Origin of the sequence: Microbacterium sulfonylureivorans (assembly GCF_003999995.1) — a bacterium.
GTDB lineage: Bacteria > Actinomycetota > Actinomycetes > Actinomycetales > Microbacteriaceae > Microbacterium > Microbacterium sulfonylureivorans.
On sequence record NZ_RJAD01000003.1, the window covers coordinates 143,937 to 158,275 of the forward strand.

Genomic DNA, 14,339 nt, shown 5'->3' on the forward strand with positions numbered 1-14,339 from the left:
TCACGCCGGTCTACGGATCGACGAGCTCTTCGAGCCGGGCGCCGAGCTGCGCGAGTCGCGGCGTCCACGGTCCGGCCATCTCACCGTCGTCGCTCCGCCGCAGGGCTTGCGCGAGCGGGACCCACGCGCTCTCGCAGACCTCCTCGGGATCCAGCTCGAGCACCGGGTCGCCGGGCAGGAACGTGACGTAGAAGTCGAAGAGCGCCGTCTCCTCGACCACGCGGCCGACGAACTGCAGATCGGCGCCCTCGACGCGCACACCGGTCTCTTCGGCGAGTTCGCGCACGGCTCCCTCGACGCTCGTCTCACCGGCCAGCGCGCTCCCGGCCGGGAACTCCCACGCAAGCGGCCAGTCCTTCTCCGCGGCGCGGCGCGTGATCAGCACGAGGCCGTCGCCCCGCACGACGCACACCGATGCGACGACGTGGAACCTGCCCGCCGGGAAGTCAGGGTCGCCTCGGCGGTGCGTGACACCGGTCGGCGTGCCCGCGGCATCCGTCACGTCCCACAGCTCGCCGTCCACGCTCAGCCCTCGAACGACCCGTAGACGGCCACGGTGTTCGCGGCGAGCTGCACGCAGAAGGCATCGAGGTCGACGCCGAGCTCGGCGGCCATGAACCGCACCGTCACCGGCACGAGGTACGGCGCGTTGGGACGACCGCGGTGCGGGATGGGCGTGAGGAACGGGGCATCCGTCTCCACCAGGATCCGCTCGAGCGGCGTCACGGCGAGGGCATCCCGGAGGTTCTGGGCGTTCTTGAACGTCACGTTGCCCGCGAACGACAGGTAGTAGCCGCGCTCGGCGGCGATCCGCGCCATCGCGTCGTCGCCCGAGAAGCAGTGGAACACCGTGCGGTCGGGCGCGCCGACCCGGTCGAGCGTGTCGAGCACCGCGTCGTGGGCGTCGCGGTCGTGGATCTGCATGGCGAGTCCGTGCTTCTTCGCCAGGTCGATGTGGGCCTCGAACGAGCGGAACTGCGCCGCGAAGCCGTCCTTCTCCGTGCGGAAGAAGTCCAGGCCCGTCTCGCCGATCGCCCGGACCCGCGGCTGCGCGGCGAGTTCGTCGATCACCGCGATCGCCTCGTCGAGGCGTCCGGCCTCCTCGTACGCCGGCGCCTCGTTGGGGTGGATGGCCACGGCGGCGAGCACACGGGGGTGGGATGCCGCGGCCCACGCCGACCACCGGCTCGACTCGATGTCGCCACCGGCCTGCACCACGCCGATCACCCCGACGTCGACGGCCCGCTCCAGCTGCACGTCGAGGGTCAGCGGCTCGTCGCCGTCCTCGATCTCGAGGTGGGCGTGGTTGTCGTACACCGGCACCGCGAGCGGCTCGGGCGCGGCGGGCCAGCGCACGTCGCCGCGTCCGTCCTGCGAGCGGGTGCGGACGTAGTTGCTCGGATCGGTGTCACTCATTCGCAGCCCTCTTCACGCTTCTTATGACCGCCATCCTCCGTTGCCCACTCCCCGTTATCCATTCCCCGCGGCCCACGCCCCGTGGCCCACTCCCCCGTCACGCGCTCTCGATGCCCGCTCGCCAGCTCGCCCGCTCCGCGCGCCCGGACTCCGTCCTGCCCCTCGCACCCATGTCCCGTTTCGTACCGCTCAAGCGGCCCGAATCCGGGTCGAAGTGGGACACGATGCGGACGAAAGGGGACACGGATGCCGGGGGCCGGTCAGGTCAGGTCAGGTCAGGTCAGGTCAGGTCAGGTCAGGTCAGGTCAGGCGGTCTGCTCGACGCGGGGGAACAGCGGCGCCAGACCGTTCACCGAGGTGCCGGGCCTCAGCACGCCCCAGGCACCCGCCTCGCGGATCGGCTGGTCGAGCAGGCGCCCGAGCGACTCGGCGGCGCCGAGCGCGATCCACAGCCTCTCGGTCGCGATCGGCATGACCGGCGACAGCAGCACGGCGAGCGCACGGAGCCCCTCGGCCGCCGTGTAGAGCACAGTGCCGAGGCGCCCCCGCTGCGCGTCGTCCTTGGCCAGCACCCACGGCTCGTTCTCCGTGATGTACAGGTTCAGCGCGTCGACGATCGTCCAGATCGAGGAGATCGCCTCGTCGATGCGGAAGCGCTCGATCGCCGCGTCGGCGGCGGTCGCGGCATCCGCCACCGTCCGCTGGATGCGCAGGTCGGCCTCGGTGTAGGTGCCCGCGGGGGGCACGATGCCCTCGAAGTAGCGCTCGATCATCGCCGTCGTGCGCGAGGCGAGGTTGCCGAACCCGTTGGCGAGCTCGGCCTGGTAGCGGGCGGACAGGTCCTCCCACGAGAACGAGCCGTCCTGGCCGAAGGCGATCGCCGACAGGAAGTAGAACCGGTAGGCGTCGGAGCCGAAGACGTCGGTGATCTCGGTCGGTGCGATGCCGGTGAGCTTCGACTTCGACATCTTCTCGCCGCCGACGAGCAGCCAGCCGTGCGCGAACACGCCCTTGGGCACGTCGACCCCCGCGGCCATCAGCATCGCGGGCCAGATGACCGCGTGGAAGCGCAGGATGTCCTTGCCGACGACGTGGTACGCGGGCCAGCGGCGCGCGAACTCCTCCGGGTCGCTCCCATACCCGACCGCGGTGGCGTAGTTGAGCAGGGCGTCGACCCACACGTAGATGACGTGCGACTCGTCCCACGGCACCTTGATGCCCCAGTCGAAGGTCGACCGCGAGATCGAGAGGTCCTTCAGCCCGTTCTTCACGAACGAGACGACCTCGTTGCGTGCCGACTCCGGACGGATGAAGTCGCCGCCCGAGTAGAGCTCGAGCAGTTTGTCCTGGAACTCGCTCAGCTTGAAGAAGTAGTTCTTCTCCTGCAGCAGCTCGAGAGGCTTCGAGTGGATCGCGCACACCTTGAGGCCCTCGAAGGGCCCCGTGCCGTCGACGATCTCGGACTCGGTCTTGAACTCCTCGCAGCCGACGCAGTACAGCGCCTCGAACTCGCCCGCGTAGATGTAGCCGCGGTCGTAGATGGCCTGCACGAAGGCGCGCACGCGCTCCTCGTGCCGCGGCTGCGTCGTGCGGATGAAGTCGTCGTTCGCCACGTCCAGCGTCTTCAGCAGCGGGAACCACGACTCGCCGACGAGCCGGTCGACCCACTCCTGCGGCGTCGCGCCGTTGGCCGCGGCGGCCCGCATCATCTTCTGGCCGTGCTCGTCGGTGCCTGTCAGCATCCAGGTGTCGTCGCCCGCCTGGCGGTGCCAGCGCGCGAGCGTGTCGACGGCCACGGTCGTGTAGCCGTGGCCGATGTGGGGCACGTCGCTCGGATAGTAGATCGGCGTCGTGATGTAGAAGGATCGGCCGGAAGTCACCCGAGGATTCTAGTCGGGCGGGATGCCGCGCCCGGCCGCTGTGACGAGGTGGGCCCCCGGAACGCCCCGTCGAGGGCGGTTCGTCACAAACGGGACGGGCGGATGCCGTGCTACGCGCTCTCGCGGACGACGAGGGTCGTCGGCAGGGTGAGGGGCTCGGGGGCGCCGCCGGCGATCGCCTCGAGCAGGAGCGACACCATGCCCTCGCTGATGCGGTCCCACGGCTGGCGCATCGTGGTGAGCGGGGGCTCGTGCGTCGCGGCGAGCCCGGAGTCGTCGAATCCCGCGACCGCGATGTCTTCGGGCACGCGGAGCCCCGCCTTGCGCAGCGCGGTGATCGCGCCCGCGGCCATGAGGTCGCTGGCCGCGAACACGGCGTCGATGTCGCGCGTGCGTTCGAGGAGGCGGGTCATCGCGACCGCGCCGGATTCCTGGCTGTAGTCGCCCTCCTCGACGAGCGCGGGGTCGAAGGCATCCCCCATCTCCTCCTGGAAGCCGACGAGGCGGTACCGGCCGCCGGGTGTGTCGTGGGGACCGGCGATCATCGCGATTCGCCGGTGGCCCCGGTCGAGGAGGTGACGGGTCATCTCGCGCGCCGAGCCGACCTCGTCGACCGAGACGGTCGGCACCTGGGCCTGGTGGCCGAGCGGGATGCCGCAGCACACGGTGGGGACGCCGGCGGCGAGAAGCTCCTCGAGCAGCGGGTCGGACTCGTGCGACGAGATCAGCAGGACGCCGTCGACGTGGCCGGCGCTGACGAAGTGGGCGACGTTCGCTCGCTCGGCCGGGGTTCCGGCGACGAGGAGCACGAGGGTCATCGAGCGCTGGGCGAGCGCTTCGGCGGCGCCGCGCAGGAGCAGCGCGAACGTGGGGTCGTCGAAGAGCAGGTGCTGCGGCTCGGTCAGGAGGAACGCGAGCGACCCGGCCCGGCCGGTCGCGAGGCTGCGGGCGTGGTGGTTCGCGGTGTAGCCGGTGCGGCGGATGGCGTCTTCGACGGCTTCGCGGGCATCGGGAGACACCCAGTGCCCGCCGTTGATCACGCGCGAGACGGTCCCGCGGGACACGCCGGCGGCCGCTGCCACATCGCGGATCGTGGGCTTGCGCCGGACCGTCGTCGTCTCCTCCACGTCGAGGACATTACAGCGGTTTCGGCAAGATCGGGCACGAACACGGGAAAAACCTGGGACCGGTCACAGTTGCGTAACGGTTGTCACTCTCCGACTGGTCGCCGGCTCGGCGCTCAGGTAGAACTGTGACCGGTCCCAGTCGTGACGCAGCTCACACCGGAGACCCGAACCACCCGCACTCGACCCGATGGAGCGTCATGAGCTCGCAGTACCCCTGGCCCGCGATGAGGGGCATCGCCTACGGCGGCGATTACACCCCCGAGCAGTGGCCGCGGGAGACCTGGCTCGAAGACGTCGCGCTGATGCGCGAGGCCGGCGTCAACCTCGTCAGCGTCGGCATCTTCTCGTGGGCGCTGCTCGAGACCAGCGAGGGCGTGTTCGACTTCGCGTGGCTCGACGAGCTCCTCGACCTCCTCCACGACCACGGCATCGCCGTCGACCTGGGCACCCCCACCGCGTCTCCCCCGGCGTGGTTCTTCGCCGGCCACCCCGACGCCCGCGTGGTCACCCGCGACGGCACCGTGATGGGCTTCGGCGCCCGGGGCATGGCGTCGCACTCGTCCGCTGCGTACCGCGTGGCCATCGTCCGCATCGCGTCGGCCCTCGCCGAGCGCTATGCGGAGCATCCCGCCGTGGTCCTCTGGCACGTGCACAACGAGTACGGTGTCCCGGTCGGCGAGGACTACTCCGACCAGTCGGCCGCGGCGTTCCGCACCTGGCTGCGGGAGAAGTACGCCACCCTCGACGCGCTCAACGCCGCATGGGGCACGACGTTCTGGGGCCAGCGCTACGGCGAATGGGACCACGTCGGCGTTCCGGCCGCCGCGCCATCGGTGGTCAACCCCTCGCAGCGCCTCGACTTCGCACGCTTCACCGACCACCAGCTTCGCCAGTGCTTCATCGCCGAGCGCGACGCGATCCGAGCGCACGCGTCGCAGCCGATCACGACGAACTTCATGGCGAACCAGAGCTGGACCACCGACATGTGGGCCTGGGCCCGCGAGGTCGACATCGTCTCTGACGACCACTACCTGTGGGCGGCCGACCCGGAGGGCGAGATCGGGCTCGCGATCGCCGCCGACCTGTCGCGCTCGGTCGGCGGCGGCAAGCCGTGGATCCTCATGGAGCACTCCACGTCGGCCGTGAACTGGCAGCCGCGCAACATCGCCAAGCGCCCCGGCGAGATGGCCCGCAACTCCGTGACCCACCTCGCGCGCGGTGCCGATGCGATCCTCTTCTTCCAGTGGCGCGCCTCGCGCTTCGGCGCGGAGAAGTTCCACTCCGCGATGATCCCCCACGCCGGCACCGAGTCGCGCGTGTGGCGCGAGGTCGTCGCGCTCGGCGCCGCGCTCGACCGTCTGGACGAGATCCGCGGGTCGCGGGTCGTCGCCGACGTCGCGATCCTGTGGGACTTCGAGTCCTTCTGGGCGCAGGACCTCGAGTGGCGCCCGTCCGTCGACGTGTCGCACGCCGAGCGCATCCGGGCGTACTACGAGCGGCTGTGGCGCGATGGCATCACCGTCGACTTCGCCCTGCCCGGCCAGGACCTGTCGGCATACAAGCTCGTGATCGCGCCGGCGCAGTACATGCTGAGCGCGGCCGACGCCGCGAACCTCGACCGCTACGTCGCCGGCGGCGGCACGCTTGTGGTCTCGTTCTTCTCGGCGATCGTCGACGAGAACGACGCCGTGCACCCCGGCGGCTTCGTCGCGCCGCTGCGCGACACGCTCGGCCTCGTGGTCGAGGAGTTCCTCCCCCTGCGCGAGGGCTCGCAGTGCCGCCTCCGCTGGAGCCACGACGGCGCGACGGCGACGCTCGCCGGCGACGCCTGGCAGGAGGACCTCGTCCTCTCGGGCGCCGAGATCGTCGCGACCTACGTCGACGGACCGGGCGCGGCGAAGGCGGCGGTGACCCGTCATCGCCGTGGCGACGGCGCCGGGTGGTACGTGAGCACCCGACTGGATGCCGAGGGCCTCGGCATCCTCATGTCGGCCGTCTACGCGGATGCCGGCGTCGCTCCCGCCGGACACCCCGACGGCGTCGAGGTCGTCGTCCGCCGCGGAGAGCATGCGGACTACGTCGTCGCGATCAACCACGGCGACGACGCCGCGACGATCGCCGCCACCGGTGTCGAACTCCTCTCCGGACAACCGGTCGAAGGCTCGATCGATGTGGCCGGCGGCGGCGTCGCCGTCATCCGCACCGACGAAGGAGGTGGCCGCTGACCCGTTCAGCTCCGTGACGACGAGTCATCGCGGACCACGACAACTTCACAGCGATCCCGCACCCGCGGGACGCACCCACTCCGGTCGTAACGGTGCGGCCCTCATCAGAGGCAGCCGACGTCGACCACACTCTGAAAGGAAGAACCATGCGCAAGCAGATCGGAATCGGCGCGCTGGCGCTCGCGACCGCGGTCGTCCTCGCCGGCTGCGGCGGCGGGACCGCCGCCCCGGAAGCGACCGAAGAGGCCATCGACGGCACGGGCGCGGAGCTCGTCGTCTGGACCGACGAGGAGCGCGAGGCCGCGATCACCGCCGCCGCGGCGGCGTTCGAGGAGGAGACCGGCGCGACCGTCACCCTCGTGAAGAAGAACTTCGAGGACCTCCGCAACGACTTCATCGCGCAGGTGCCGACCGGCGAGGGCCCCGACATCACCGTCGGCGCCCATGACTGGCTCGGCGCCCTCGTCGCGGCAGGCGTGGTCGACACGATCGATCTCGGCGACAAGGCCGAGGAGTTCGAGCCGGTCGCCCTCGAGGCGATGACCTACGACGGCCAGCTGTACGCCCTCCCCTACTCCCTCGAGACGATCGCGCTGATCCAGAACGTCGACCTGGTGGGCGAAGAGGCTCCCGCGACGTGGGACGAGATGATCGAGAAGGGCCTCGCCTCGGGTGCCGAGCGGCCGTTCGTCATCAACACCAACGGCGAGACCGGCGACGGCTACACGATGTACGGATTCCAGACGTCGTACGGCGCCCCGGTCTTCGTTCAGGACGACTCGGGCTCGTACACGTCCGAGGTCGGCATGGGCGGCGAGGCGGGCGACGCGTTCGCGACGTGGCTCGGCGCGAACGGCTCGGCGGGCACCGGCTACATCTCGACCACCGTCGACTACGACATCAACAACGAGCTGTTCAACACCGGCAAGGCGCCGTACACGATCCAGGGCCCCTGGGCGATCAGCGCCTTCCCCGACGTGAACGTCGCCGTCAACCCGATCCCGTCCGCCGGCGGCGAGGCCGCTGCGCCGTTCGTCGGCGTGCAGGGCTTCTACCTGAGCTCGCAGAGCGAGAACGCCCTGCTCGCGCAGGAGTTCCTGGTGAACTACCTCGGCACCGAGGAGGCTCAGCGCGCCCTGTACGAGGCCGACCCGCGCATCCCCGCGTGGTCGACCCTCGCGACCGAGGTGTCGTCCGACCCGATCATCGCGGGCTTCCTCGCGTCGGCCCAGAGCGGCGTGCCGATGCCGAGCATCCCCGAGATGGGCTCGGTGTGGGACCTCTGGAACGCGGCCCAGTCGCAGATCATCAACGGCGCCGACCCGGTGTCGACGTGGAACACGATGGTCACCGACCTCGAGGCCACGGTCGGGGGCTGACATACCGCCGGGGGGCGGGTGAGTGCCTCTCCTCGCCCCCCGGCCTTCCATCCCGCAGCAGCAGCGACAGGAGCACACGATGTCGGTGGACGCACCCACCAGACCGCCGGTCACGGCGGACAAGCCCGAACGCGGAGAGGCCCACGGCCGCCGCTGGCGCGGACCCGGCTGGGGCTTCCTCGCGAAGCTCGCCCTGATGGCCCTGATCAACGCCTTCGGCGTGATGGCGATCATCAGCGCCTTCCGCGCCGAGTCGTGGATCGTCTTCAGCGTCGCGGTGGTGCTGCTGGTGCTCGCCGACATCGTCTACTTCACCAAGCGGTCGCTGCCCCTGAAGTATCTGTTCCCCGGGCTCGTCTTCCTCCTGGTCTTCCAGGTCTTCATCTTCGGCTACACGGCCTACATCGCCTTCACGAACTACGGCACCGGGCACGCCGGCTCGCAGGAGCAGGCGGTGGAGGCCGCGCTCATCCAGGGCGAGCGTCGTGTCGAGGGCTCGCCGACCTACCCGCTCTCCGTCGTCGAGAGCGCCGGGATGCTCGGCTTCGCGATCGTCGGCGAAGAGGGCGACGTCCTCGTCGGGACGGCGGAGCAGTCGCTCTCGCCTGCGCGGCTCGCCGAGATCGGCGACAGCGGCGCCCCGTCGGCCGTGCCGGGCTGGAACGTCGTCCCCCGCGCGAGTCTCATCTCCGACAAGGAGCTTCAGAACGAGGTCGTGAACCTCCGCGTGCCGGTGTCGGACGACCCGAACGACGGCTCGATCCGCACCCGCGACGGCTCGTCGGGCGCCGTCTACGAGTCGACACTGGTGTGGGATGCCGGAGCCCAGACCATCACCGACACCGCGACGGGCACGGTATACACGGCCGATGCCGCGACCGGCACCTTCGTAGCGGAGGACGGCTCGAAGCTCCCCGCCGGCTGGTACGTCAACGTCGGCTTCGACAACTTCGTGCGGCTGTTCACCGACCCCGCGCTCGCCCAGACGCTCCTGATCGTCACCGCGTGGACCTTCGTGTTCGCGATCCTGTCGGTCGTGCTCCCGTTCGCGCTCGGACTGCTGCTCGCGCTGATCTACAACGATGCGAGGCTCAAGGGCCGGCGCTTCCTGCGGACGCTCTACATCCTCCCGTACGCCTTCCCCGCGTTCATGTCCGCACTGCTGTTCCGCGGCATGTTCAACGCCGAGTTCGGCGTGATCAACGACCTGTTCTTCTTCGGCGCCGACATCAACTGGCTCGGCGATCCCTGGCTCGCACGGGGCGCCGTGATCTGGGTGAACCTGTGGCTCACCTACCCGTACTACTTCCTGGTGTGCACGGGCGCGCTGCAGGCGCTGCCCGCCGACACGCTCGAAGCCGCGTCGATCGACGGCGCGGGACGCACCCGACAGCTCAGCGCGATCATCCTCCCGCTGGTGCTCGTCGCCACGGCGCCGCTGCTGATCTCGTCCTTCGCGTTCAGCTTCAACAACTTCACCGTCATCTACATGTTCAACAACGGCGGGCCGGCCATCCCCGGCGCCCCGTACGCGCTCGGGTCGACCGACATCCTCATCTCGGCGATCTACGACATCTCGGGCGTCTCCGGCGGGGCGGCCGACTACGGCCTGGCCAGCGCACTGTCGATCATCGTCTTCGCCGTGGTCGGCCTCATCTCGGCTCTCGCCTTCCGCCAGACCCGCAAGCTCGAGGAGTTCATGTGATGTCCGCCCCCATCGCCATCGAGACCGCCGCCCCGGCCACTGCGGACTCCGCTCCGAGCCGCGCCGCGGGTCGACGCCGCCGCTGGGTGCTCGACGTCGGCTGGAAGTACGTCCTCGCGGTCTTCGTGGTCTTCTACGCCGTCTTCCCGCTGGTGTACGTGCTCTCGGCATCCCTCAATCCGCGCGGCACGCTCGCCGCGAGCAACGCGCTGTTCAGCGTCGTCGACTTCGCGAACTACGCGTCGCTCGCGGCCACGTCGTACTGGACGTGGGCGGCCAACACCCTGATCGTCGGCGGCAGCGCCGCCGTCGGCGCGGTGCTCATGGGCGCGGCCGCCGCCTACGCGTTCTCGCGCTTCCGCTTCTCGGGCCGCCGGACGAGCCTCACCGGGCTGCTCATCATCCAGATGTTCCCGCAGGCGCTCGCGTTCGTCGCGATCTTCCTCATGCTGCTGACGCTCGGCGAGGTGGTGCCCGCATTGGGCCTGAACTCCAAGATCGCGCTCATCTGCGTGTACCTCGGCGGCGCGCTGGGCGTGAACACGTTCCTGATGTACGGCTTCTTCAACACGGTGCCGATCGAGATCGACGAGTCGGCGAAGATCGACGGCGCCACCCACGCGCAGATCTTCTGGCGCCTCATCATGCCGCTGGTGACCCCGATCCTCGCGGTCGTGGCGCTGCTGGCGTTCCTGGCCGCGTTCGGCGACTACATCATCGCCAAGATCGTCCTGGTGTCGGAGGACAACTGGACGCTCGCCGTCGGCATGTACCAGTGGGTCTCCAACCAGCTCGCTTCGAACTGGGGCCTGTTCGCGGCCGGCGCCGTGGTCGCCGCGATCCCCGTGCTCGTCCTGTTCCTGTCCCTCCAGCGCTACATCGTGGGCGGCCTCACCGCGGGGTCCGTCAAGGGCTAGACCCGTCGCGCTCGTCGCGAAGATCAACGTCGATCGGAGACACATCGTGAGAATCACCCCGCGCGCCAGGCTGGGAGCGGTCGCTGCCGCCCTCGCCGCACTGCTCGCATCAGTACTGGGCGCACCGCCGGCCACGGCGGCGGACGACGGACCGGTCGAGGCCGGCATCGTCGTCGACAGGGTCGAGAACCTGCCCGCCGACTTCATCAACGGTGTCGACGTCTCTTCCGCCGTCGCTCTCGAGGAGTCGGGCGTGGTGTTCCGGGATGCCGCGGGCCTGCCCGCCGACCTGTTCGACGTCCTCGCCGATGCCGAGGTCACCGACGTGCGCGTACGCGTCTGGAACGATCCGTTCGACGCGGACGGCAACGGGTACGGCGGCGGCACCGTCGACGTCGCGCGGGCCGTCGAGATCGGCGAGCGGGCGACCGCGGCCGGCCTGCGGGTCCTCGTCGACTTCCACTACTCCGACTTCTGGGCCGACCCTGCGAAGCAGCAGGCGCCGAAGGCCTGGGCCGCGTCCACCGTGGCCGAGAAGGCTGCGGCGGTCGAGGCGTTCACCGCCGAGGCGCTCGAGCGGTTCGCCGCGGCCGGCGTCGACGTGCGCATGGTGCAGGTCGGCAACGAGACGAACAACGCCGTCGCCGGTGTCAGCGGGTGGGACGGGATGGCGCAGATCTTCGCCGCGGGCTCCGCCGCCGTGCGCGAGGTCTATCCCGACGCTCTCGTCGCCGTCCACTTCACCAACCCCGAGTCCGCCGGCCGCTACGCCGGCTACGCGCAGAACCTCGCGTCGCGCAACGTCGACTACGACGTCTTCGCGTCGAGCTACTACCCGTTCTGGCACGGCACCCTCGCGAACCTCACGTCGGTGCTCAAGAACGTCGCCGACACCTACGGCAAGAAGGTCATGGTCGCGGAGACGTCATGGGCGTACACGCTCGAGGACGGCGACGGCCATGGCAACGTGATCGACCTGCCCGCCGAGGCGACGCAGTACCCGGTGAGCGTGCAGGGCCAGGCGACCGCCGTGCGCGACGTCATCCAGGCCGTCGCGAACGTCGGCGCGGCCGGCATCGGCGTCTTCTACTGGGAGCCCGCGTGGCTGCCGGTGGGTCCGCCGTCCGAGCTCGCCGCAAACAGGCTGCTCTGGGAGGCGCACGGGTCGGGCTGGGCGTCGAGCTATGCCGGTGAGTACGACCCCGACGATGCCGGCGAGTGGTTCGGCGGATCGGCGTGGGACAACCAGGCCCTGTTCGCGCACGACGGCACGCCCCTCGAGTCGCTCAACGTCTTCGCATACGCCCGCACCGGCGCCGTCGCCCCGCGCGAGGTGACCTCGGTCGGCACAGTCACGCTGGAGCTCGCCGAGGGCTCACCCGTCGCCCTTCCGGCCACCGTGACGATCACCTACAACGACGGCTCCACCGAACCGGAGGCGGTCGCCTGGTCGGACGCCGCTGACTGGATCTCCGGTCCCGGCACCTACGCGGTGAGCGGCGTCACGGCGTCGGGTCACGCGACCTCGGCCGCGATCACGGTGTCGCAGCAGAACCTGCTCCGCAACCCCGGATTCGAGGCGACCGACGTCACCATGTGGACGCGCACCGGCACGGGCGTCACCCTCCGCGCGACGGACGACCCGCACTCCGGCGCCCGGTCCGCCCACTTCTACTCCGGGAGTGCCTACTCGTTCACGGTCTCGCAGCGCGTCGACGGCCTCGCCGCGGGCACCTACGTCGCGCGGGCGGCTCTCCAGGGCGACGGGGAGGATGCCGCGAGCAGCGTGCGCGTCACCGTGGCGAGCTCGTCCGGCTCGTCGCAGTCGGCTCCCTTCGCGATGTCGGGATGGCGCACCTGGTCGACGCCCACGACCGGCGCGGTGGACGTCGGGGCCGGCGGGAGCGCCACCGTGACGGTCGCGGCGACGCTCTCGGCGGGTGCATGGGGAACGTTCGACGACCTCGAGCTCGTCCGCCACCTGCCCGCCGGTGCCGACACCGGCGCGCTCGACGCCGCCGTCGCTCGCGCGGCGGCGCTCGACCGTGATCTGTTCACCGCGCCCTCGCTCGACGACCTCGATGCGGCGGTCGAGATCGGCCGGGTCGTCCTCGGGGCGACCGCGCCGGCCGCCGAGGTCGTCGAAGCGGCGCTGGCGCTCCTCGACGATGCGTTCGCCGGGCTGGAGCTGATCGGCGAGGCGCCGGCGCCCACCGTGGCGCCCGTCGCCGTCGAGGTCGCCGACGGCGACCCGATCGACCTGCCCGAGACGGTCGCGGTCACCGACTACGTCGGCGCCGTCGTGGACGAACCGGTGACCTGGTCCGGCGCTGTCCGGTGGATCGCCGGCACGGGCGTCTACACGATCCCCGGCACGACCGACGAGGGTCTCGCCGCGACCGCGACGGTCACCGTGACCGAGCGCAACTGGATCCGAAACTCCGGGTTCGAGGCATCCGATGTCTCGATGTGGACCATCGACGGACCGGGCGCCGCGATCGGCGCCACCGCCGACGCCGCCGAGGGCGCCCGTGCCGCGTCGTTCTGGCTCGGCACACCCTACGCGTTCACGCTCTCGCAGCGCGTGGCGGGCCTGCCGGCGGGCGAGTACTCGCTCTCCGCCGTGACCCAGGGAGGGGATGCCGGATCCGCCGCGTCGATGACGCTCGCCGCCCGGTCCGCCGCCGACGCCGTGGAGGCGCCGCTGTTCCTCGCGGGCTGGCAGGCCTTCCGGACCGCGGCGACGGCTCCGGTCGAAGTCGGCGCCGACGGCGTGCTCGATGTGTCGGCGTCGTTCTCGCTCGGCGCCGGTGCGTGGGGCACGATCGACGCGTTCCGCCTGGTGCGCGGCGGCGCCGCCGACGTCGACACGGGCGAGCTCGCCGCGGATCTCGCGGCCGCCGAATCCATCGACCGCGCCGGGTTCACCCCCGGCACCGCAGCGGCACTGGTCGCGGCGATGGAGCGCGCGCAGATCGTCCTCGACGCCGACCGCCCGGCGCAGAGCGCCGTCGACGGCGCGCGCCAGGCGCTGGCGGCAGCCGTGGAGGGGCTCCTGATCGTGGATGCCGCGACCGCGGCGCCCGGCCGGGGCATCCTGTCGCACGACAACGGCTGGGACACCGGCCTGCAGGACGGCGCCTACACCGTGCGGATGAACCTGTGGTGGGGCGAGAACGGCACCAAGCTGCGCCTGTTCGAGAACGGCACGCTGATCGCCACCGTGCCGCTCGCGTACGGCGGGCTGGCCCCCCAGTCGGCGAGCGTCCCGGTCACGGGCAAGGCCGACGGCACCTACGTCTACACGGGCGAGCTCGTGAACACGCGGGGCACGTCCGCGACGCAGTCCGTCACCGTCAGGGTGACGCAGGCCTCGCCCGCGAAGCCGACGCTGAGCCACGACAACCACGACGGCGACGGCGCCTACACCGTGACCGCCGACCTGTGGTGGGGCACCAACGCCACCTCCTACCGGTTCTTCGAGGATGGGATGCTCGTGGCCGAGGGCGTGCTCGCGGCCGCGACACCGAGCGCGCAGCGTGCGACGCTTCCCGTCGCGGGGGCGTCGAAGGGCACGCACGTCTATCGCGTCGAGTTCTCGAACGCCGCCGGCACGACCACCAGCGGCGAGCTGAGCGTCAAGGTCAGGAAGTAGCCGCGAGCGCGTGGTCCGTCATCACCCGATGACGG

General features: G+C 70.7%; 9 protein-coding genes. 5 read left to right on the plus strand and 4 right to left on the minus strand.

All coding sequences use genetic code 11. The features are described 5' to 3' along the window. Positions 1-10: 10 nt before the first annotated feature. The 4 genes from EER34_RS14220 to EER34_RS14235 form a co-directional block, all read right to left on the minus strand. On the minus strand, positions 11-523 hold the full coding sequence (locus EER34_RS14220) for an NUDIX hydrolase (RefSeq protein ID WP_164743573.1): 513 nt from the start codon (positions 521-523) through the stop codon (positions 11-13). 2 nt (positions 524-525) lie between these two features. Continuing rightward, positions 526-1,416, minus strand: coding sequence for a TatD family hydrolase (locus tag EER34_RS14225; protein ID WP_127475894.1), 891 nt, complete (start codon positions 1,414-1,416; stop codon positions 526-528). Positions 1,417-1,721: 305 nt separating this feature from the next. Further along, on the minus strand, positions 1,722-3,296 hold the full coding sequence (gene metG, locus EER34_RS14230; protein WP_127475896.1) for a methionine--tRNA ligase: 1,575 nt from the start codon (positions 3,294-3,296) through the stop codon (positions 1,722-1,724). A gap of 110 nt (positions 3,297-3,406) precedes the next feature. Beyond that, positions 3,407-4,423 (minus strand): LacI family DNA-binding transcriptional regulator, encoded by a 1,017-nt coding sequence (locus EER34_RS14235; RefSeq protein WP_127475898.1) that lies wholly within the window; start codon positions 4,421-4,423, stop codon positions 3,407-3,409. Positions 4,424-4,620: 197 nt separating this feature from the next. Between EER34_RS14235 and EER34_RS14240 the strand changes: the two genes are divergently transcribed. The 5 genes from EER34_RS14240 to EER34_RS14260 all read left to right on the plus strand — a co-directional run bounded on the left by EER34_RS14240 (position 4,621) and on the right by EER34_RS14260 (position 14,304). Further along, positions 4,621-6,648: a beta-galactosidase gene (locus EER34_RS14240; RefSeq protein ID WP_127475900.1), complete on the plus strand. Its 2,028-nt coding sequence runs from the start codon at positions 4,621-4,623 to the stop codon at positions 6,646-6,648. Between the two features lie 146 nt (positions 6,649-6,794). After that, positions 6,795-8,027 (plus strand): sugar ABC transporter substrate-binding protein, encoded by a 1,233-nt coding sequence (locus EER34_RS14245; protein ID WP_127475902.1) that lies wholly within the window; start codon positions 6,795-6,797, stop codon positions 8,025-8,027. A gap of 79 nt (positions 8,028-8,106) precedes the next feature. Next, positions 8,107-9,732, plus strand: coding sequence for an ABC transporter permease subunit (locus tag EER34_RS14250; RefSeq protein WP_127475904.1), 1,626 nt, complete (start codon positions 8,107-8,109; stop codon positions 9,730-9,732). Then, positions 9,732-10,649 carry a sugar ABC transporter permease gene (locus EER34_RS14255; RefSeq protein WP_240642386.1) on the plus strand — a complete coding sequence of 306 codons (918 nt, stop codon included), beginning with the start codon at positions 9,732-9,734 and terminating at the stop codon, positions 10,647-10,649. Before EER34_RS14250 ends, EER34_RS14255 begins: the two co-directional genes overlap by 1 nt. A 46-nt stretch (positions 10,650-10,695) precedes the next feature. Further along, positions 10,696-14,304 (plus strand): glycosyl hydrolase 53 family protein, encoded by a 3,609-nt coding sequence (locus EER34_RS14260; RefSeq protein ID WP_164743574.1) that lies wholly within the window; start codon positions 10,696-10,698, stop codon positions 14,302-14,304. The last annotated feature ends 35 nt before the right edge of the window (positions 14,305-14,339 follow it).

What these genes read in the sequence shown, in the direction of transcription:
- EER34_RS14255 (WP_240642386.1), top strand. Translation starts at nt 9,732, where the DNA reads ATGTCCGCCCCCATCGCCATCGAGACCGCCGCCCCGGCCACTGCGGAC.
- EER34_RS14240 (WP_127475900.1), top strand. Translation starts at nt 4,621, where the DNA reads ATGAGCTCGCAGTACCCCTGGCCCGCGATGAGGGGCATCGCCTACGGC.
- EER34_RS14245 (WP_127475902.1), top strand. Translation starts at nt 6,795, where the DNA reads ATGCGCAAGCAGATCGGAATCGGCGCGCTGGCGCTCGCGACCGCGGTC.
- EER34_RS14250 (WP_127475904.1), top strand. Translation starts at nt 8,107, where the DNA reads ATGTCGGTGGACGCACCCACCAGACCGCCGGTCACGGCGGACAAGCCC.
- EER34_RS14225 (WP_127475894.1), bottom strand. Translation starts at nt 1,416, where the DNA reads ATGAGTGACACCGATCCGAGCAACTACGTCCGCACCCGCTCGCAGGAC.